This window comes from Streptantibioticus rubrisoli (genome assembly GCF_024436055.1).
GTDB classification, from domain to species: domain Bacteria; phylum Actinomycetota; class Actinomycetes; order Streptomycetales; family Streptomycetaceae; genus Streptantibioticus_A; species Streptantibioticus_A rubrisoli.
Window position 1 is genome coordinate 1 of the sequence record NZ_JANFNH010000052.1, and the last position, 18,966, is coordinate 18,966.

Sequence of the window (18,966 nt, forward strand, 5' to 3'; positions counted from 1 at the left end):
GCCTGGCGCCCCGCAGCGTCCGGCTGGTCCGCGCGGGCAGCCGGGCCCGATGGGTCCCGGCCCGATGGGTCAGGGTCCGATGGGTCAGGGTCCGATGGGCCCCGGCAAAGGGCGGGGGTGGGGTCAGACCTTCCGCAACCGGAACGTCAGCCCGAGGGCCTCGTCCGTGAACGGCTCGCCGTAGACCGAATCCGCCTCGCCCTCCGCGAAGTCGACCGCGAGCACCTCCTCCGCCACGAGGCCCGCGTGCTCCGAGAGCGCCGCCGCCAACTCCGCGCCGGATGCGGCCCAGCGCAGCGCGATCCGGTCCGCCACGTCCAACCCGCTGTTCTTACGGGCCTCCTGGATGAGCCGGATGGCGTCCCGGGCCAGGCCCGCCCGCCGCAGCTCGGGAGTGATCTCCAGGTCCAGGGCGACCGTCGCCCCCGAGTCGGACGCCACCGACCAGCCCTCACGCGGGGTTTCGGTGATGATGACCTCCTCGGGGGAGAGGCTGACCGTCTCCCCGTTCACCTCCACCGACGCCGTGCCCTCGCGCAGCGCGAGCGACAGCGCGGCGGCGTCCGCCTCGGCGATGGCCTTGGCGACCGGCTGGGTGCCCTTGCCGAAACGCCTGCCCAGCGCACGGAAGTTGGCCTTCGCCGTGGTGTCCACCAGCGAGCCGCCGACCGCGGAGAGCGATTGGAGGGAGCTGACGTTGAGCTCCTCCGCGATCTGCGCGCGCAGGTCCGCGTCCAGCTCCTCGAAGCCCGCCGCCGCGACCAGTGCGCGGGACAGCGGCTGGCGGGTCTTGACGCCGGACTCCGCCCGGGTCGCCCGCCCGAGCTCAACAAGGCGGCGAACCAGGGTCATTCGGGCGGAAAGCACAGGGTTGATCAGGTTCTCGTCAACCGTCGGCCAGCTGGACAGGTGCACCGAGTCCGGGGCGTCCGGCGTGGTCGGCACGACCAGGTCCTGCCAGACGCGTTCGGTGATGAACGGCACCAGCGGGGCCATCAGCCGGGTGACCGTCTCCACCACGTCGTGCAGGGTGCGCAGCGCCGCCTGGTCGCCCTGCCAGAACCGGCGCCGCGAGCGGCGGACGTACCAGTTGGACAGGTCGTCCACGAACGCCGACAGCAGCTTGCCCGCCCGCTGGGTGTCGTACGACTCCAGCGCCTCGGTGACGTCCCGCACCAGTGCGTTGAGCTCACCGAGCAGCCAGCGGTCCAGCAGCGGCCGGTCGGCGGGGGCCGGATCGGCGGCGCTGGGCGCCCAGTTGGAGGTGCGGGCGTACAGCGCCTGGAAGGCGACGGTGTTCCAGTAGGTGAGCAGCGTCTTGCGCACCACCTCCTGGATGGTGCCGTGGCCGACCCGGCGGGCCGCCCACGGCGAGCCGCCCGCGGCCATGAACCAGCGCACCGCGTCCGCGCCGTGCTGGTCCATCAACGGGATGGGCTCCAGGATGTTGCCCAGGTGCTTGGACATCTTGCGGCCGTCCTCGGCGAGGATGTGGCCGAGGCAGACCACGTTCTCGTACGAGGACTTGTCGAAGACCAGCGTGCCGACCGCCATCAGCGTGTAGAACCAGCCACGGGTCTGGTCGATCGCCTCTGAGATGAACTGCGCCGGGTAGCTCTTCTCGAAGACCTCCTTGTTGCGGTACGGGTAGCCCCACTGCGCGAACGGCATGGAGCCCGAGTCGTACCAGGCGTCGATCACCTCGGGGACGCGCACCGCTTCCAGAGCGCAACCGTCCGTGGTGCAGCCGAAGGTGATCTCGTCGATGTACGGACGGTGCGGGTCCAGTGAGGTCTGGTCGCTGCCGGTCAGCTCGCTCAGCTCGGCGAGCGAACCGACGCAGGTGAGGTGGCCCTCCGCGCAGCGCCAGATGGGCAGCGGCGTGCCCCAGTAGCGGTTGCGGGACAGCGCCCAGTCGATGTTGTTGTTCAGCCAGTCGCCGAAGCGGCCGTGCTTGACCGCCTCCGGGAACCAGTTGGTCCGCTCGTTCTCGCGCAGCAGCGCGTCCTTGATCTGCGTGGTGCGGATGTACCAGGACGGCTGTGCGTAGTACAGCAGCGCGGTGTGGCAGCGCCAGCAGTGCGGGTAGCTGTGCTCGTACGGCAGGTGCCGGAACAGCAGGCCGCGCGACTGCAGGTCGGCCACCAGCGCCTCGTCGGCCTTCTTGAAGAACTGGCCGCCGATCAGGCCCAGTTCACCGGTGAAGGTGCCGTCCGGGTTGACCGGGTTGACCACCGGCAGCCCGTACGCCCGGCAGGTCTTGAGGTCGTCCTCACCGAAGGCGGGCGCCTGGTGGACCAGACCGGTGCCGTCGTCGGTGGTCACGTAGTCGGCGTTGACCACGAAGTGGGCGCCCTCGATGTCCACCAGCTCGAACGGGCGCTGGTACGTCCAGCGCTCCATCTCGGTGCCGCGGTAGGTCTCGCCGGTGGCGGTCCAGCCCTCGCCCAGCGCCTTGCCCAGCAGCGGCTCGGCCACCACCAGCTTCTCGGTGCCGTCGGTGGCCACCACGTAGCTGACGTCGGGGTGCGCGGCCACCGCGGTGTTGGAGACCAGGGTCCACGGGGTGGTGGTCCACACCAGCAGCGACGCCTGGCCCGCCAGCGGGCCCGAGGTGAGCGGGAAGCGGACGAACACCGACGGGTCGACGACCGTCTCGTACCCTTGCGCCAGCTCGTGGTCGGACAGTCCGGTGCCGCAGCGCGGGCACCACGGGGCCACCCGGTGGTCCTGCACCAGCAGGCCCTTGTCGAAGATCTGCTTCAGCGACCACCAGACGGACTCCACGTACTCCGGGTCCATCGTCCGGTACGCCTGGTCCAGGTCCACCCAGTAGCCCATGCGCCGGGTCAGCGCGGCGAAGGCGTCGGTGTGCCGGGTGACGGACTCGCGGCACTTGGCGTTGAACTCGGCGATGCCGTAGCGCTCGATGTCCTGCTTGCCGGAGAAGCCCAGCTCCTTCTCGACGGCCAGCTCCACCGGCAGCCCGTGGCAGTCCCAGCCCGCCTTACGGGTCACATGGTGGCCCCGCATGGTCTTGAAGCGCGGGAAGACGTCCTTGAAGACGCGGGCCTCGATGTGGTGCGCGCCGGGCATTCCGTTGGCGGTCGGCGGGCCCTCGTAGAACACCCACTCGGGCCGCCCCTCGCTCTGCTCCAGGGAGCGGGCGAACACCTTGTTCTCCTGCCAGAACCGGAGCACCTCGTGCTCCAGCGCGGGCAGGTCCACCTGAGCGGGGACCTGGCGGTACTGCGTCATCGGAATGTCCTCCGGCGGATACGGTCGATCTCCGTCGGAGGGACGAGAGCGCGTGCTCCCGCGGTACCACCCTCCTTGGCCGGGAGTGTCCTCCCGACCCCCTCATTGGGGTCGCGACACCGGTTCTACTCGCCCATAGGGCTTTCTTCCGGCGGCTCCGGGGTGATCTTCACGTCGCGCACACCCCCGGGCTCACACCGTCCCCGGGTCGCTGATGGCTGCGTACGGCGCTACTCGTCCCCTTCCACGCCTTTCGCTTCGCACAGTGTACGGCGCGCCGGGCGGGTCCTCCTGCGGAATTCCCGGCTGGCCCCAGCCGTTCTCCCACTGACCCGAACAGGGGAGGTTGCGCGCCCTGGACGGGTCGCTACCGAGGCGTACCGGATTACCCACCGGTGAGCTGGGCACAACGGATGCAGACCTGCCTGCCGTGGGCGTGCCCCGTTGCCGCGGGCGCGGAGTCGATTTATCGTTCCGGCACGATTCGCGAGCAAGATCACACTATGTGAAGGGGCCGCGTCCATGGCGGTGAAGAAGACCGCAGCGCCCAAGAGAGCGGCGCCCACCGCCAAGGCGGCCACGACCCCCAGGACGTCGGCCAAGAAGGCGGCGGCCAAGAACCCTCCGGCCAAGAAGGGGCCGGCGAAGGCGACGACCACCGGGAAGCAGGCCCCCGCCAAGAGGACACCGGCGAAGAAGGCGGCCAAGAAGGAGAGCGAGAAGAAGGAAGCGGCGACCGACGCCGCGACGCGACGAACGGCCGGAGCCGCCAAGGCCCCGGCCAAGAAGGCCACCGCCAGGAAGACGGCGGCCAGCGGCACCACCACCAAGAAGGCGCCGGCCGCGAAGAAGAACGCGACGGCCAAGCAGACAGGAGCCAAGACGGTGGTTGCGAAGAAGACAGCGGCCCGTGAGGCCTCCCCGCTCCCGACCGCCCGCACCGCGCCGGCCACGGTCGACCCCGGCACACTCGCCGTACGCCCCGGCGAGGAACCCTGGTCCTCGGCGGAGGTCGCCGAGGCCCGGACCGCCCTGACGGACGAGGCCAACCGGCTGCGCACCGAGATCCTCGCGTCCGAGGACGCGATCTCCGGCCTGATGCGGGACTCCGGCGACGGCGCCGGCGACGACCAGGCCGACGTGGGCACCAAGAACATCTCCCGTGAACACGAGATCGCGCTGGCCGAAAACGCCCGCGAGATGCTGGTGCAGACCGAGCACGCGGTCGAACGCCTGGACAACGGCACATACGGTCTGTGCGAATCCTGCGGTAAACCGATCGGAAAGGCTCGAATGCAGGCCTTCCCCAGGGCGACCCTGTGCGTCGAGTGCAAACAGCGGACGGAACGCCGCTGACCGCGGTCAACCCCATGCCGTACGCTCGACTCCGTCAGGCAGCGCCTGACGCGGGACTCAACGCTGAAGGACTCACGTGACGAAGGCGGAGCGGACCATCGGTACGCCAGGTTTCGAACAGGCGGCGGGCGAGCCGAGCGACGGTGAGGACGCGAAGTCGTCACCGGCCGCGGACGGCAAGGCCGCCGATGGTGGCCCGGAGCCGCACGCGGCGCCGGGCGGCGACGTGCCCGCTCCGCCCCGCAAGCGGCGGATCCCCGTGCTGTTCGGCGTGGCGGCGCTCGCCTACGCCCTGGACCTGATCAGCAAGACGCTGGTGGTCCAGCACCTGGAGAACCAGCCGTCGATCCAGCTGATCGGCCACTACCTGCAGCTGGAGGCGATCCGCAACTCCGGCGCCGCGTTCAGCATCGGCCAGGGCATGACCGTGGTCTTCACACTGATCGCGGTCATCGTGATCGGCGTGATCGCGCGGCTGGCCCGCAGGCTGTACAGCACGCCGTGGGCGGTCGCGCTCGGTCTGCTGCTCGGCGGCGCGCTGGGCAACCTCACCGACCGTATCTTCCGTTCGCCCGGGGTGTTCCAGGGCGGGGTGGTGGACTTCATCGCCCCGGCGCACTTCGCGGTGTTCAACCTGGCCGACTCGGCGATCGTCTGCGGTGGCGTCCTGATCGTCTGGCTCTCCTTCCGCGGCCTCGACCCGGACGGGACCATGCACCGGGACTGACGCCCAGTGGACCGGACCGCGCCCGGGGTCCGGCATACTCAATCGGGTGAGCACCCTTCCCGAGACCCGCACCCTTCCGGTACCCGACGGCCTGGAGGGCGAGCGGGTGGACGCCGCGCTGGCCCGAATGTTCGGTTTCTCCCGTACGAAGGCGGCCGAGCTGGCCGCCGACGGCAAGGTACGGGTGGACGGCGCCGCGGCCGGGAAGTCCGACCGGGTGCACGGCGGGGCCTGGCTCGAGGTCGAGATGCCCGCGCCCGCCGCGCCGGTGCGGATCGTGGCCGAGCCGGTCGAGGGGATGGAGATCATCCACGACGACGAGGACGTCGTCGTGATCGTCAAGCCGGTCGGCGTCGCGGCCCACCCCAGCCCCGGCTGGACCGGCCCCACCGTGATCGGCGGCCTCGCCGCGGCCGGGTACCGGATCTCCACCTCCGGCGCCGCCGAGCGCCAGGGCATCGTGCACCGCCTTGACGTCGGCACCTCGGGGCTGATGGTCGTCGCCAAGTCCGAGCGCGCGTACACCCTGCTCAAGCAGCAGTTCCGGGAGCGCACCGTCGACAAGCGCTACCACGCCCTGGTGCAGGGCCACCCCGATCCGCTCAGCGGCACCATCGACGCGCCGATCGGCCGCCACCCGCACCACGACTACAAGTGGGCGGTCATCGCCGAGGGCAAGCCCAGCGTCACCCACTACGACCTGATCGAGGCGTTCCGCGCCGCCAGCCTGCTCGACATCAAGCTGGAGACCGGCCGCACCCACCAGATCCGGGTGCACATGTCCGCGCACCGCCACCCCTGCGTCGGCGATCTGACCTACGGCGCCGACCCGACGCTGGCCAAGCGGCTGAAGCTCACCCGACAGTGGCTGCACGCGGTGCGCCTCGGCTTCGAGCACCCGGCCGACGGCCGCTGGGTGGAGTTCGAGGCCCCCTACTCGGCAGACCTCCAGCAGGCGCTGGACACGATTCGGGCCGACAGCGCGTGACGGTCGCTCAGCGCTACCGGATCGCGGTGGCCGGCGAGCGGGAGCTGGACGGCTGCTACGCGGTGCGCCGCGAGGTGTTCGTCACCGAGCAGGGCGTCCCGGAGCACGTGGAGTTGGACGCGTACGACGCGCACGCCGTCCATCTGCTCGCCACCAGTCAGTGCGACGGCCGCCCGGCGGGCACCGCCCGCATCCTGTACGGCGCCGTGGCGCGGCGGAAGTACCCGCGCGCGGTGACCGACGACCTGACGGCGGTTCTGGGACGGCTCGCGGTGGGCAGGTCCGCCCGCGGCACCGGCCTTGGGGCCGCACTGGTACGGGCGGTCGAGGACGAGGCCCGCCGACTCGGGCTCACTCACGTCTACCTGGAGGCGCAGACCCACGCCCTCCCGTTCTACGAGCGGCTCGGATACGCGGCCTACGGGCCGGAGTTCGACGAGGGCAGCGGCATCCCGCACCGGGCGATGCGCCGCACGTTGTGACCCGAACGCCCTGACAAGGGCTCAACGGCACGCTTGTCAGTGGCCCGTGGCACGCTGAGAACCACTGACGCAAGATCTCGACCTACGGGAGCGTGCCGACCGCTCGCTCCGCGACGGCATCCAACTCCCGTGCCAGCGCCTGACGTTGTGGTCCGGCCGGATGATCTGATCCCGCCGCAGCGGCGAGTACCCCTCACGGCGCGGTTCGGCGGTGCCGATCGATCCGCAACCCCCCGGGGCAGCAACTCGCCCTGTGGGGACCCGGCATGGGGTAGACGGGTGGACCGTGCCGATACGCCGACACCGGGAGGTCTCGTCCCACGAGGGGTTGCCCGGGCGGTACTGGATGACCCGATCCCGCCGCAGCGGCGAGCACCCGTCACGGCGCGGTTCGGCGGTGCCGATCGAACCGCAACCCCCCGGGAGCAGGCCCGCCCGACAGGCGCCCTCCGCCGGGTAGGCGCCTGGCACGATGGGTGCTGGCACCCATCGGAATCGCACGGGAAAGAGGGCCCGCGTTGGCCGCCGCTGAGACGATCATCCTGTTCCACTCCACGTGCGGGCTGCGGCCCGCCGTCCAGGCGGCGGCCGCCCGGCTGCGCGCCGCCGGGCACGAGGTGGTGGTCCCCGACCTGTTCGACGGCAGGACCGCCGACAACATCACCGACGGACTGGCGATCAAGGACGAGATCGGCCAGGAGGAACTGCTCAGGCGAGCCGTCACCGCCGCCGCGCCCTACTCCGAGCGCGGAGTGGTCTACGCGGGCTTCTCGCTCGGCGGAGCCGTCGCGCAGAACCTGGCGCTGGCCGACGAGAAGGCCAGGGGCCTGTTGCTGCTGCACGGCACCTCGGACATCGCGGACGACGCCGCCACGGACATCCCGGTCCAACTGCACGTCGCCGAGCCGGACCCGTTCGAGCCCGACGACTGGCTGAACGCCTGGTACCTGCGGATGCGGCGGGCCGGGGCCGACGTGGAGGTGCACCGCTACCGCGGCGCGGGCCACCTGTACACCGACCCCGACCTGCCGGACTGGGACGAGGAGGCCGCGGAGCGCACCTGGTCCACGGCCCTGTCCTTCCTCGCCGAGCTGTAGCGGTAGTGGTAGCCGTAGCCGCCGCTCCCGCCGCTACTTCTTCGGGCCGAGCGCCTTGTCGAAGGCCGCCGCGAGCTGGGCCGGGGTGATGACGCCGGTCTGCGGGAAGTCGTTACCGGCGACGGGGAAGTCCTTGCCGTCCAGCTTGGCGGTCGGGGTGGCCTGCACGCCGCTGCTGTTGAAGGAGTCGGACATCTTCTTCGCCCACGCGTCGTACGTACCGTCCTTGACCGCCTTCTGGAAGGCGGCGTTCCCCTTCAGCTCCGGAACCTGGTCGGAGATCTTGAACAGGTAGCTGGTGTCGCTGAACTTGTCCTGCGTCTCCTCAGGGTGGTTGGCCTGCGAGTACAGCGCGGTGTGGAACTTGATGAACGCGTCCGGGCTCACGTTCAGCGCCGCGCCCAGGGCGCTGAGCGCGTGCATGGAGCCGGTGCCGGGAGAGGCGCCCTGGTCCAGGAAGGTGCCGAAGGTGTACTGGATCTTGTAACGGCCGTCCTGCACCCCCTGGAGCACGTCCTTGCCGTCCGCCTGCTCGAACATCGCGCAGACCGGGCAGCGCGCGTCCTCGTACAGGTGCAGGGTGTGCGCGGCGTTCTTGTTGCCGTAGATCACCGTGGTGCCGTTCGGCCCCGAGGTGTTGGCGGGCAGTACCAGCGGCTTGCTGGAGCCGCCGGAGTTCGAGACGGCCACGGCGACGCCGCCCGCTATCGCCAGCGCGGCGACGATCGCGCCGCCCGCGATGAGCTGGCGGCGCAGCTTGTCCCGCTTCGCCTGCCGCGCCCGCTCGGCCTTCAGCCGCTCACGCGCCGAGGCCTTGTTCTCCCAGGAGTTCTTGCTGCTCATGATTCGTCCGCTCCGTCACGGTCGTGGATGTACGTGATTGCCTGGCTCGGTGCGGCGGCCCGACGGCGGGCGTCAGGCCGCGACCGGGCGCGGCGGACCACGCCGCAGGACGGAGTGCAGCAGCAGTGGAGCCGTCGGCGCGGCCGACCGAGCCTCGGGGCGGCAGGCCCGCGGCCGCTCCGGCACCGCGACGTGGCCGCACAGCACCGCCGCGGCCCGGGCCAGCGGGCGGAAGGCGAACGAGGCGGTGGCGCGCAGCAGTTGGTGCAGCGCCGCCTCACCGCGCCGCAGCCACCAGGAGGCGAGCAGCCCCACGGTGACGTGCGCGGCCAGCAGCAGCCACGGCACCGCCGGATCGGCGACCGGCACGGCACCGGCGAGCGGGGTGCCCACCCGTCCGCCGTCACAGATCACATCGGCCCCGAAGGACCGCAGCGCCCCGGTGACCGGCCCGCCGCTGGGCCCGTAGCAGGCGTGCTGGCCGGTGGTGAACACCGTGTCCGCGGCCAGCTCAAGCGGCACCAGCAGCGCGGTGATCGGCCAGAAGCCGCGCTCGCGTCCGGCGAGCGCGTAGGCCAGCGCGAACATGCCGAGGAAGGCGAACGCCACGGTGGTGAGCGGCAGCGGCTGGTGGGAGAGCAGTACATGCGAGGTGGTGGAGAGGGTGACGCACAACGCCGCGAACAGCGCCGCGCGCGCCGCCCTGAAGGGTGCGTTCCTCTCCATGAGGGCAGAGTGTGCCACGGATCGCCGTAGGCGGCGCCTAAAGGTCCGGCAACGATGTGGAGCGGGCCGCGCTGTCGGTGCCGCGGACTAGACTTTCCCCCTCGCCGAAAGCTCCCACCGGAGGTGTCCCGCACCGTGGCCAAGACCTTCACGCACCTGCATGTGCACACGCAGTACTCGCTGCTGGACGGTGCGGCGCGACTGAAGGACATGTTCAAGGCGTGCCAGGAAATGGACATGACGCACATCGCCATGACCGACCACGGCAACCTGCACGGTGCGTACGACTTCTACCAGCAGGCGACCAGCGCCGGGATCACCCCGATCATCGGCATCGAGGCGTACGTGGCACCCGAGTCGCGGCGCAACAAGCGCAAGATCCAGTGGGGCCAGCCGCACCAGAAGCGCGATGACGTCTCCGGTTCGGGTGGTTACACCCACAAGACGATCTGGGCGGCGAGCAAGACCGGTCTGCACAACCTGTTCCGGCTCTCCTCGGACGCGTACGCCGAGGGCTGGCTGCAGAAGTGGCCGCGGATGGACAAGGAGACCATCGCCCAGTGGTCGGAGGGGCTGATCGCGTCCACCGGCTGCCCGTCCGGCGAGGTGCAGACCCGGCTGCGGCTCGGGCAGTTCGACGAGGCGCTCAAGGCCGCCGCCGAGTACCAGGACATCTTCGGCAAGGAGCGGTACTTCCTGGAGCTGATGGACCACGGCATCGAGATCGAGCGCCGGGTCCGCGACGGGCTGCTGGAGATCGGCAAGAAGCTCGGCATCCCCCCGGTCGTCACCAACGACTCGCACTACACGTACGCCCACGAGGCCGACGCGCACGACGCGCTGCTGTGCATCCAGACCGGCAAGAACCTCACCGACCCCGACCGCTTCAAGTTCGACGGCACCGGCTACTACCTGAAGTCGGCCGAGGAGATGTACGCCATCGACTCCTCCGACGCCTGGCAGGAGGGCTGCGCCAACACCCTGCTGGTCGCCGAACAGGTGGACACCACCGGCTGGTTCGAAAAGCGCGACCTGATGCCGCGGTTCGACGTGCCCGAGGGGTACACCGAGGTGACCTGGTTCCGTGAGGAAGTCATGCGCGGTATGCACCGCCGCTACCCGAACGGCATCCCGGAGGACCGGCAGAAGCAGGTCGAGTACGAGATGGACATCATCATCCAGATGGGGTTCCCGGGGTACTTCCTGGTCGTCGCCGACTTCATCATGTGGGCCAAGAACAACGGCATCGCGGTCGGCCCCGGCCGTGGCTCGGCGGCCGGTTCGATCGTGGCGTACGCGATGGGCATCACCGACCTGGACCCGATCGACCACGGTCTGATCTTCGAGCGGTTCCTCAACCCCGAGCGCGTCTCCATGCCCGATGTCGACATCGACTTCGACGAACGTCGGCGCGCCGAGGTGATCCGGTACGTCACCGAGAAGTACGGCGCCGACAAGGTCGCCATGATCGGCACCTACGGCACCATCAAGGCGAAGAACGCCATCAAGGACTCCGCGCGGGTACTGGGCTACCCGTACGCGATGGGCGACCGGATCACCAAGGCGATGCCCGCCGACGTGCTCGGCAAGGGCATTCCGCTGTCCGGCATCCTGGACCCGCAGCACCCGCGCTACAGCGAGGCCGCCGAGGTGCGCGGGATGTACGAGAACGAGCCGGACGTGAAGAAGGTGATCGACACCGCGCGCGGTGTGGAGGGCCTGGTGCGGCAGATGGGCGTGCACGCCGCGGGCGTGATCATGTCCAGTGAGCGGCTGGTCGACCACGTCCCGGTCTGGGTGCGGCACACCGACGGCGTCACCATCACACAGTGGGACTACCCCACCTGTGAGTCGCTTGGCCTGCTGAAGATGGACTTCCTCGGCCTGCGAAACCTGACGATCATGGATGACGCGGTCAAGCTGGTCAAGGCCAACAAGGGCATCGACATCAAGCTGCTCGACCTGCCGTTGGACGACCCCAAGACCTATGAACTGCTGTGCCGCGGCGACACGTTGGGCGTCTTCCAGTTCGACGGCGGGCCGATGCGTTCGCTGCTCCGGATGATGAAGCCGGACAACTTCGAGGACATCTCCGCCGTCTCGGCCCTGTACCGGCCGGGCCCGATGGGCATGAACTCGCACATCAACTACGCGCTGCGCAAGAACAAGCAGCAGGAGATCACCCCGATCCACCCGGAGCTGGAGGAGCCCCTCAAGGAGGTCCTCGACATCACCTACGGCCTGATCGTGTACCAGGAGCAGGTGCAGAAGGCCGCCCAGGTGCTCGCCGGGTACTCCCTCGGCCAGGCCGACCTGCTGCGCCGGGCGATGGGCAAGAAGAAGCAGGAGGTCCTGGACAAGGAGTTCGTGCCCTTCCAGGCGGGCATGCGCGAGCGCGGCTACTCGGACGAGGCGATCAAGGCGGTGTGGGACGTACTGGTCCCGTTCGCCGGTTACGCGTTCAACAAGGCGCACTCCTCGGCGTATGGCCTGGTCACCTACTGGACCGCGTACCTGAAGGCCAACTACCCGGCCGAGTACATGTCCGCGCTGCTCACCTCGGTGCGCGACGACAAGGACAAGTCGGCGGTCTACCTCAACGAGTGCCGCCGCATGGGCATCAAGGTGCTCCCGCCGAACGTCAATGAGTCGGACGCGAACTTCACCGCCCAAGGTGATGACACGATCCTGTTCGGCCTCACCGCGGTGCGCAACGTCGGCCAGAACGTGGTGGATTCGATCATCCGCTGCCGCAAGGCCAAGGGGAAGTACACCTCGTTCCCCGACTTCCTGGACAAGGTCGAGGCGGTGGTGTGCAACAAGCGGACCGTCGAATCGCTCATCAAGGCGGGCGCCTTCGACGAGATGGGGCACACCCGGCGCGGTTTGACCGAGCACTACGAGGCGATGATCGACAACGTGGTGCAGGTCAAACGCAAGGAGGCCGAGGGCCAGTTCGACCTGTTCGGCGGCATGGGCGACGATGACAAGGACGAGCCCGGCTTCGGCCTCGACGTGACCTTCTCCGACATCGAGTGGGACAAGGCGTACCTGCTGGCCCAGGAGCGCGAGATGCTCGGCCTGTACGTCTCCGACCATCCGCTGTTCGGCATCGAGCACGTGCTCAATGACAAGACCGACGCCGCCATCGCCCAGTTGACCGGCGGAGACTACGCCGACGGTTCGATCGTCACCATCGGCGGCATCATCTCCGGCCTGCAGCGGAAGATGACCAAGCAGGGCAACGCCTGGGCCATCGCCACCGTCGAGGACCTGGCCGGTTCCATCGACTGCATGTTCTTCCCGGCGACCTACCAGCTGGTGTCCACCCAGTTGATCGAGGACGCGGTGGTCTTCGTCAAGGGCCGCCTCGACAAGCGCGAGGACGTCCCCCGGCTGGTGGCGATGGAGCTCCAGGTCCCCGACCTGTCCGAGGCCTCGGCCAACGCCCCGGTCACCATCTCCATCCCCACCGTCAAGGTCACCCCGCCGCTGGTCGCCCGCCTGGGCGAGGTACTGGACAGCCACCGGGGCAACACCGAGGTGCGGGTACGTCTCCAGGGCGCCCGCAAGACCACCGTGCTGCGCCTCGACCGGCACCGCGTCGCCCCCGACCCCGCGCTGTTCGGCGACCTCAAGGCGCTGCTCGGCCCGGCCTGCCTGGGCGCGGCGCAGGGCTCGCAGGCCAGCTGACGCCCGACGACGACTGAGGGGCGCACGCTTTAGGGTGCGCCCCTCAACTGCTTTACGGCACCGGCCGGTTCCGCGTCCTCAGTTGTGACCGAAACGCTTCTGCCGACCCTTGTGTTCCGTCACGTTGGCCAGCGGCTCCTGGTGCGCCGCCATGGAGGCCTCCTTCGCCCGCTGCGCGCCCTGCTCCGCCGCGTTGCCCGGCTGGTGCCGCGCCTGCTTCTTGTTGTCCCTGCTCTTGACGTTTCTGGCCACGATGCTGCCTCCTGTGAGAATCCCGGACGACGGCCCGAGATGGTGGGCGCCCCCAAACGGCTCCCGAGACGGCTTCCGGGTGCGAACACAGAGTTGCACGGTGGAACGGAAGTCGCATTTCGGGCGTTTGCCGGAGGGCAGGAAGGCCTCAATCCGGTATCCGCCACGCCGATGATCGAGTTCCGGCTCATATCCCCGGCGAGGTCGGGCAGACTCAAGGCGAACATCGTGCCGGGGGGCGACCGGATGTAGAAAAGAGGGTGGAACGTGGACCGCTGCGTCGTCCTCGTGGACGCCGGCTATCTGCTTGGCGCGGCCGCGAGCCTGCTGGCCGGAGAACCCTCTCGGTCCCGGATCACCGTGGACCACGCGGCCGTCGTCCAGGGCCTGCGAGAGCGCGCGGAACGCGAGACCGGTCAGCCCCTGCTGCGGATCTACTGGTTCGACGGCGCCCCCGACCGGGTGCCCCAGCCCGAGCACAGAAGGCTGCGGGTGATGCCCCGGGTCACCGTACGGCTCGGCGCGCTCACCCGTACCGACGGGCGCTGGGCGCAGAAGGGCGTGGACGCCGCGATGCACGCCGAACTGTCCGAGCTGGCCCGCAACCGGGCCTGCTCCGACGTGGTCCTGGTGACCGGGGACGGCGATCTGCTGCCCGGGATGATGTCCGCCAAGGAGCACGGCGTCGCCGTCCACCTGTGGGCCGTGCAGGCCGCCGACGGGGACTACAACCAGTCGGAGGACCTGGTCGCCGAGGCCGACGAGCGCCGGGTGCTGGACCGCGAGTGGATCACCCAGGCGGTACAGGCCCGTGACACCGGCGCGGTGTGCCCACCTCCTCCGGCCGCGCGCCCGGAGATCGCCGCGATCCTGTCCGCACCGCTGCCCGAGTCCGCGATGCCCGCCCCGGCCGCCAAACCCCGGCCCACGCCACCGCCGGAACCGGCCAAGAACGGCCACGGCCCGGCTCCCGCCGAGACCGGCGTCGCGAAGACCGGTGTGCCCACCCCGAAGGATCTCGCCGGACTCGGCGGCGGCCGTGGCCCCGCGGGCGGCCAGCCCGCCCCGCATCCGCCCGCCGCCGCCACGCTGCGCTGGTCGTCGGAGAAGGGTTGGATCGAACGCGGTCCCGGCAGTGAGTCCGCCGACCCCGGGCTGCCCACCCTCGCCCAGCTCACCAGCGCCGAGCAGCGCTGGGCGGACCGTGAGGAGGACATCACCGCGGTCAGCGGCGATCCCTTCGAGGTCGGCCAGGTCTTCGCCCGCCGCTGGATCGACCGGCTCGCCGACCCCTCGGCGTTGCAGACGCTCTCCGCCGAGTACCCCCGGGTACCGCACCGCATCGACGGTGAGCTGCTGCGCTACGCGGCCCGCTTCGGTCTGCTGGCGCACAAGGACGACCAGATCGACGAGCACGACCGCTACGCCATCCGGGCGGGCTTCTGGCGCGAGGTCGACAGCCGCACCGCCGGGCAGGGCTCCTCCGGGGAGTGACGGTCACGGGCGGGCGGGGCGCGTTCTGCCAGGACACCGGCCGAAGCGAAGCCGCCCCCGGCACTCCGCCTGACCCACGCAAAAGCCGCCCCGGTACTCTCTCTCCCCGTGAGCAAGGGCACGGAATCGGCGGCGATCTGGACCGTCCGCGGGCTGGTGAAGCACTACCCCGCCGGGCGGACGCGCCTGCGCCGCAGGTCCGCCGACGCGCCGGGCGCGGCGCCGGTACGTGCCAACGATGGCATCGACCTGGACGTCCGGCGCGGCGAGATCTTCGGCCTGCTCGGACCCAACGGCGCGGGTAAGTCCACCCTGGTCCGCCAGCTCACCGGACTGCTGCGGCCGGACGCGGGCAGCATCACCCTGCTCGGCCACGACCTGGTGGCCCACCCCGAGCGCGCCGCCCGGCTGATCGGCTACCTGGGCCAGGAGTCCACCGCCCTCGACGAACTGACCGTCGCGCTGGCCGCCGAGACCACCGGACGGCTGCGCGGCCTCGCCCCCGGCACCGCGCGCGCCGAACGAGACGCCGTACTCGACGAACTCGGCCTGACCGACATCGCCCAGCGCCCGCTGAAGCGGCTGTCCGGCGGGCAGCGGCGGCTGGCCTGCTTCGCCGCCGCGCTGGTGGGGGAGCGGCCGGTGCTCGTCCTGGACGAACCCACCACCGGCATGGACCCGGTCGCGCGGCGCGCCGTGTGGGCCGCCGTGGACCGCCGCCGCGCCGAACGCGGCACCACGGTGCTGCTGGTCACCCACAACGTCATCGAGGCCGAGACCGTGCTGGACCGGGTCGCGGTCATCGACCGCGGCAAGGTCATCGCCTGCGACACCCCGGCCGGGCTGAAGGCGATGGTCGACGGCGAGGTACGCCTCGACCTGGTGTGGCGCGACGAGCCGCCGCTGGAGCTGCCGGAGATCACCGCGCTGCGCGAGCAGGCGGAGACCGCCGGACGCCGCTGGACGCTGCGGCTGCCCCAGGACCGGGCGCGGGCCGTGGTCGCCTCGGTCACCGCGGGAGAGGCGTTCGCGGCGCTGGATGACTTCACCCTTGCCACGCCGAGCCTGGAGGACGTGTACCTGGCGCTCGGCGGAAGCCAGAAAGGACTGGTCAAGGCGTGACCACCATGTCCGCTCCGAGGGTGCCGGCGATGCGCGGCCCCGTGCCAGACGCGGCCCCGCTCGCGCCGCGCACCCGGCTGTGGCCGGGGCTGTGCGCCGTGTACCGGGCCCAGTTGTCCCGCGCGAAGGTCGCCCGGATTCCGCTGCTGTTCGTGGCGACGTTCCAGTCGATCGGCATCATGATCCTGATGCGCGGAGTGGTCGCCACCGGCTCCGACGCGGCCCGCGCGGTGGTCTCCGGCTCCAGCGTGCTGGTGGTGGCGTTCGTCGCGCTCAACCTGCTGGCCCAGTACTTCGGGCAGCTACGCGCGTCCGGTGGCCTTGACCATTACGCCACGCTGCCGGTGCCCGCGGCCTCCGTGGTGCTGGGCGCGGCGGCGGCGTACGCCTCGTTCACCCTGCCGGGGACGGTGGTGACCGCGGCCGTCGGCTGTGTGCTGTTCCATCTGCCGCTCGGCGGGCTGTGGGTGCTCGGCGCGGTGGTGCCGCTCGCGGGCGCCGCGCTGTCCGGGCTGGGGGCGGCCCTGGGGCTGCTCGCGCCGCGCCAGGAACTCGCCACGCTGTTCGGCCAGTTGGGCATGTCCGCCGCCCTGCTGCTCGGGGTGCTTCCGGCCGGGCACCTGCCCGGTGTGGTGGGGTTCGCCCGGGACGCGCTGCCGTCCACGTACGGGGTGGAGGCCTTCGCCCGTACCTTCGGCGGGTCGCCGGACTGGGCCGCCGTGCTCGGTGATCTGTCGGTGTGCGCCGCGGTGGGCGTGGTGTCGCTGGCGGTGGCCACCTGGGCGTACCGCCGGGCCGCCTACCGCTGACCGCCGGGGCGTGCCACGGTCGCACAGCCGGACCTGGCACGATAGGCGGGTGACCGCACCCTTGAGCCCGCACGACCAGCAGCCACCGAACCCGCCCGCCCCGGACACGGACGGCGGGGGCGCGCAGGAGCGGCCGCCCCTGGGCGGCGAGCTGCGGGACGGGGCGATCGCCGCGGCGGCGCTCGCGGTGTGCGGGCTGGTCCTCGGGCTGCTGTGGGTGTGGCTGGCGCCGCGGATTCCGCTGATCTCGGACGGCTCGGCCGTCTACCTGAAGAACTCCGAGGGCGAGCAGGCGATCGGCGCGGACGGCTGGTTCGCGCTGATGGGCCTGGGCTTCGGCGTGCTGACCGCGGCGGCGGTCTTCTGGTGGCGCCGTGCGGGGGGCGTCGCGGTGGTGGTCGGGCTCGCGGTGGGCGCGGTGCTGGGGTCGGTGATCGCGTGGCGGCTGGGGGTGGCGCTCGGGCCCACGCAGAACGTGGTGGCGCACGCGAAGGCCGTGGGCCCCAACAAGGTCTTCTACGCGCCGCTGGAACTGCGGGCCAAGGGCGCGCTGCTGGCCTGGCCGGTGGCCGCGATGGCCACGTTCCTGGCGCTGACCTCGGGCTTCGGCCCCCGCGACCCGGAGCCCACCCCGCACTGGGACGGCTGGTCCGCGGGGTCCGGCGAGACGCCGGAACAGCGGTAGTCCCTGGGATGCGGCGGGTTTGGCACCGCCGGGCCGCGTCATCGTGGTTGCTCGCCGTCGCGGCGGACTTTCTCGGGGGCAAGCCCCCGAACCCCCGGCGACCTCAGACCGCCCCCGTGCCGATCGCGTGCCCTATGCCGAAGACGGCCGCCGCGGCGCTCGCGCCGACGGCGAGCTGGCGGACGCCCGAGCGTAGTGCGGCGCGGCCGTTGAGCAGGCCGAGGACGGCGCCGACGGTGAACAGCGCGCCGACGGCCAGGGCCACGGCGGCGACCAACGCGGCCGGACCGGAGCCGAACAGATAGGGCAGGACGACCACCAGGGCGCCCAGGGCGAAGGCGACGAGGCTGGACAGGGCCGCGGACAACGGCGAGCCCAACTCGTCCGGGTCGAGCCCGAGTTCCTCGCGGGCCATCGTGTTCAGGGCCGCCTCGTTGTCCTTCATGATCGTGGTCGCGACGCGCTCGGCCTCCTCGGCGTCCAGACCCTTGGCCCGGTAGATCAGGGCGAGCTCCTCGGCCTCGGCCTCCGGGTCGTCGCGCAGTTCCTCGGCCTCCAGCGCGATCTCCCGTTCGTACGCCTCGCGCTGGCTGCGCATGGAGACGTACTCACCGGCGGCCATGGAGAACGCCCCGGCCAGCAGCCCGGCGACCCCGGCGAACAGGATGGTCGACCCCGCGGCGCCGGATCCGGCGAACCCCATCACCAGCGCGGTGTTGGACACCAGGCCGTCGTTGACGCCGAACACCGCCGCGCGCAGCGCGCCGGAACGGTCGCTGCGGTGCCAGCGCTCACGCCGGACGATGCCCCGGGCGCCGTCGTCGCCGGTCGCCGTGCCCTGCTCGCGCAGCCAGGTCAGCACGCGGGCGTGCGAACGCTCGTCCACGGCCATGCCCGGCGCGGCGTCCGGATCGTTCTCGTACAGACCGGCGTCGGCGTGCTCGGCGCGCTCCACCATCGGCAGCACCGCGTCCACCGAGAAGCGGCGGGCCAGCCAGGACAGCAGCCTGGTGCGCAGCCCGGCGCGCCCGGGGACCGGGACGGGTTCGCCGAGGGCGGTGAGCTTGTCCGCCCAGTGCCGGGCGTGCCGCTCCTCGACCGCGGAGAGCTCAAGGAAGATCTGCTGCCGCTCTCCGGAGGCACCGGCGGCCAGTCCCCGGTACAGGGCGGCGCTGCGGCGCTCGGATCGCAGGGCGGCCTTGTACCGGGCGGCCGCCTGCCGGTCCGCTGGAGGTCCGGCGACGTGGGTGTCGGGGGTCTTGGCGTTCATGGCGTGGTTCTCCCGCCGGGATCGGTGCCGGGCGCTCGCCGTCGGTCACGACAGTCAGCGCGCGGCACCACACCCGGGTGCGACGAGCGTGGCAAGTTACTTAGACAATGTCTAAGTTAACACTCGGACGAAAAAGCGGCGAGGAGCAGGTGCTCCCCGCCGCG

Annotated in this window: 15 protein-coding genes; 10 read left to right on the forward strand and 5 right to left on the reverse strand. The window is 71.0% G+C overall.

From position 1 onward, the window contains the following. Positions 1–123 precede the first annotated feature (123 nt). On the reverse strand, positions 124–3,258 hold the full coding sequence (gene ileS / locus NON19_RS28865) for an isoleucine--tRNA ligase (RefSeq protein WP_255932081.1): 3,135 nt from the start codon (positions 3,256–3,258) through the stop codon (positions 124–126). 522 nt (positions 3,259–3,780) lie between these two features. Between ileS and NON19_RS28870 the strand changes: the two genes are divergently transcribed. The 5 genes from NON19_RS28870 to NON19_RS28890 all read left to right on the forward strand — a co-directional run bounded on the left by NON19_RS28870 (position 3,781) and on the right by NON19_RS28890 (position 7,908). Continuing rightward, positions 3,781–4,614: a TraR/DksA family transcriptional regulator gene (locus tag NON19_RS28870; RefSeq protein ID WP_255932082.1), complete on the forward strand. Its 834-nt coding sequence runs from the start codon at positions 3,781–3,783 to the stop codon at positions 4,612–4,614. A 76-nt stretch (positions 4,615–4,690) separates the two neighbouring features. Next, positions 4,691–5,341, forward strand: a complete 651-nt coding sequence (lspA, locus tag NON19_RS28875; RefSeq protein WP_255932083.1) for a signal peptidase II — start codon at positions 4,691–4,693, stop codon at positions 5,339–5,341. A 46-nt stretch (positions 5,342–5,387) separates the two neighbouring features. After that, entirely contained in the window at positions 5,388–6,329 is a 942-nt protein-coding gene (locus tag NON19_RS28880; protein ID WP_255932084.1) for an RluA family pseudouridine synthase, read from the forward strand. After that, on the forward strand, positions 6,326–6,811 hold the full coding sequence (locus tag NON19_RS28885; protein WP_255932085.1) for a GNAT family N-acetyltransferase: 486 nt from the start codon (positions 6,326–6,328) through the stop codon (positions 6,809–6,811). The genes NON19_RS28880 and NON19_RS28885 overlap by 4 nt, the downstream gene beginning before the upstream one ends. Positions 6,812–7,329: 518 nt before the next feature. Next, entirely contained in the window at positions 7,330–7,908 is a 579-nt protein-coding gene (locus tag NON19_RS28890) for a dienelactone hydrolase family protein (RefSeq protein WP_255932086.1), read from the forward strand. Between the two features lie 33 nt (positions 7,909–7,941). On the opposite strand, the gene NON19_RS28895 is transcribed toward NON19_RS28890, so the two are convergent. Beyond that, positions 7,942–8,751: a thioredoxin domain-containing protein gene (locus NON19_RS28895; RefSeq protein ID WP_255932087.1), complete on the reverse strand. Its 810-nt coding sequence runs from the start codon at positions 8,749–8,751 to the stop codon at positions 7,942–7,944. 72 nt (positions 8,752–8,823) lie between these two features. Beyond that, a complete protein-coding gene (locus tag NON19_RS28900) occupies positions 8,824–9,477 on the reverse strand; it encodes a hypothetical protein (RefSeq protein WP_255932089.1) in 654 nt (217 codons plus the stop codon). A 135-nt stretch (positions 9,478–9,612) separates the two neighbouring features. Between NON19_RS28900 and dnaE the strand changes: the two genes are divergently transcribed. Next, on the forward strand, positions 9,613–13,170 hold the full coding sequence (gene dnaE, locus NON19_RS28905; RefSeq protein WP_255932090.1) for a DNA polymerase III subunit alpha: 3,558 nt from the start codon (positions 9,613–9,615) through the stop codon (positions 13,168–13,170). A gap of 78 nt (positions 13,171–13,248) precedes the next feature. Here the strand turns inward: dnaE and NON19_RS28910 are convergent, their stop codons facing one another. Beyond that, positions 13,249–13,422, reverse strand: a complete 174-nt coding sequence (locus NON19_RS28910; RefSeq protein WP_255932091.1) for a hypothetical protein — start codon at positions 13,420–13,422, stop codon at positions 13,249–13,251. 267 nt (positions 13,423–13,689) lie between these two features. Here NON19_RS28910 and NON19_RS28915 point away from each other — a divergent pair, with 267 nt between their 5' ends. The 4 genes from NON19_RS28915 to NON19_RS28930 all read left to right on the forward strand — a co-directional run bounded on the left by NON19_RS28915 (position 13,690) and on the right by NON19_RS28930 (position 17,532). After that, entirely contained in the window at positions 13,690–14,916 is a 1,227-nt protein-coding gene (locus NON19_RS28915) for an NYN domain-containing protein (protein ID WP_255932092.1), read from the forward strand. Positions 14,917–15,051: 135 nt separating this feature from the next. After that, a complete protein-coding gene (locus NON19_RS28920) occupies positions 15,052–16,038 on the forward strand; it encodes an ABC transporter ATP-binding protein (protein WP_255932122.1) in 987 nt (328 codons plus the stop codon). A 5-nt stretch (positions 16,039–16,043) separates the two neighbouring features. Continuing rightward, positions 16,044–16,847 (forward strand): ABC transporter permease, encoded by an 804-nt coding sequence (locus NON19_RS28925; RefSeq protein ID WP_255932123.1) that lies wholly within the window; start codon positions 16,044–16,046, stop codon positions 16,845–16,847. 49 nt (positions 16,848–16,896) lie between these two features. Further along, positions 16,897–17,532, forward strand: coding sequence for a DUF2567 domain-containing protein (locus tag NON19_RS28930; RefSeq protein WP_255932093.1), 636 nt, complete (start codon positions 16,897–16,899; stop codon positions 17,530–17,532). 103 nt (positions 17,533–17,635) lie between these two features. Here the strand turns inward: NON19_RS28930 and NON19_RS28935 are convergent, their stop codons facing one another. After that, a complete protein-coding gene (locus tag NON19_RS28935; protein WP_255932095.1) occupies positions 17,636–18,802 on the reverse strand; it encodes a VIT1/CCC1 transporter family protein in 1,167 nt (388 codons plus the stop codon). Positions 18,803–18,966: the final 164 nt, after the last annotated feature.

Excerpts from the sequence above, each read along its gene's own strand:
- NON19_RS28870 (WP_255932082.1), top strand. The coding sequence starts at position 3,781 with ATGGCGGTGAAGAAGACCGCAGCGCCCAAGAGAGCGGCGCCCACCGCC.
- NON19_RS28935 (WP_255932095.1), bottom strand. The coding sequence starts at position 18,802 with ATGAACGCCAAGACCCCCGACACCCACGTCGCCGGACCTCCAGCGGAC.
- NON19_RS28925 (WP_255932123.1), top strand. The coding sequence starts at position 16,044 with ATGTCCGCTCCGAGGGTGCCGGCGATGCGCGGCCCCGTGCCAGACGCG.
- NON19_RS28900 (WP_255932089.1), bottom strand. The coding sequence starts at position 9,477 with ATGGAGAGGAACGCACCCTTCAGGGCGGCGCGCGCGGCGCTGTTCGCG.
- ileS (WP_255932081.1), bottom strand. The coding sequence starts at position 3,258 with ATGACGCAGTACCGCCAGGTCCCCGCTCAGGTGGACCTGCCCGCGCTG.
- NON19_RS28895 (WP_255932087.1), bottom strand. The coding sequence starts at position 8,751 with ATGAGCAGCAAGAACTCCTGGGAGAACAAGGCCTCGGCGCGTGAGCGG.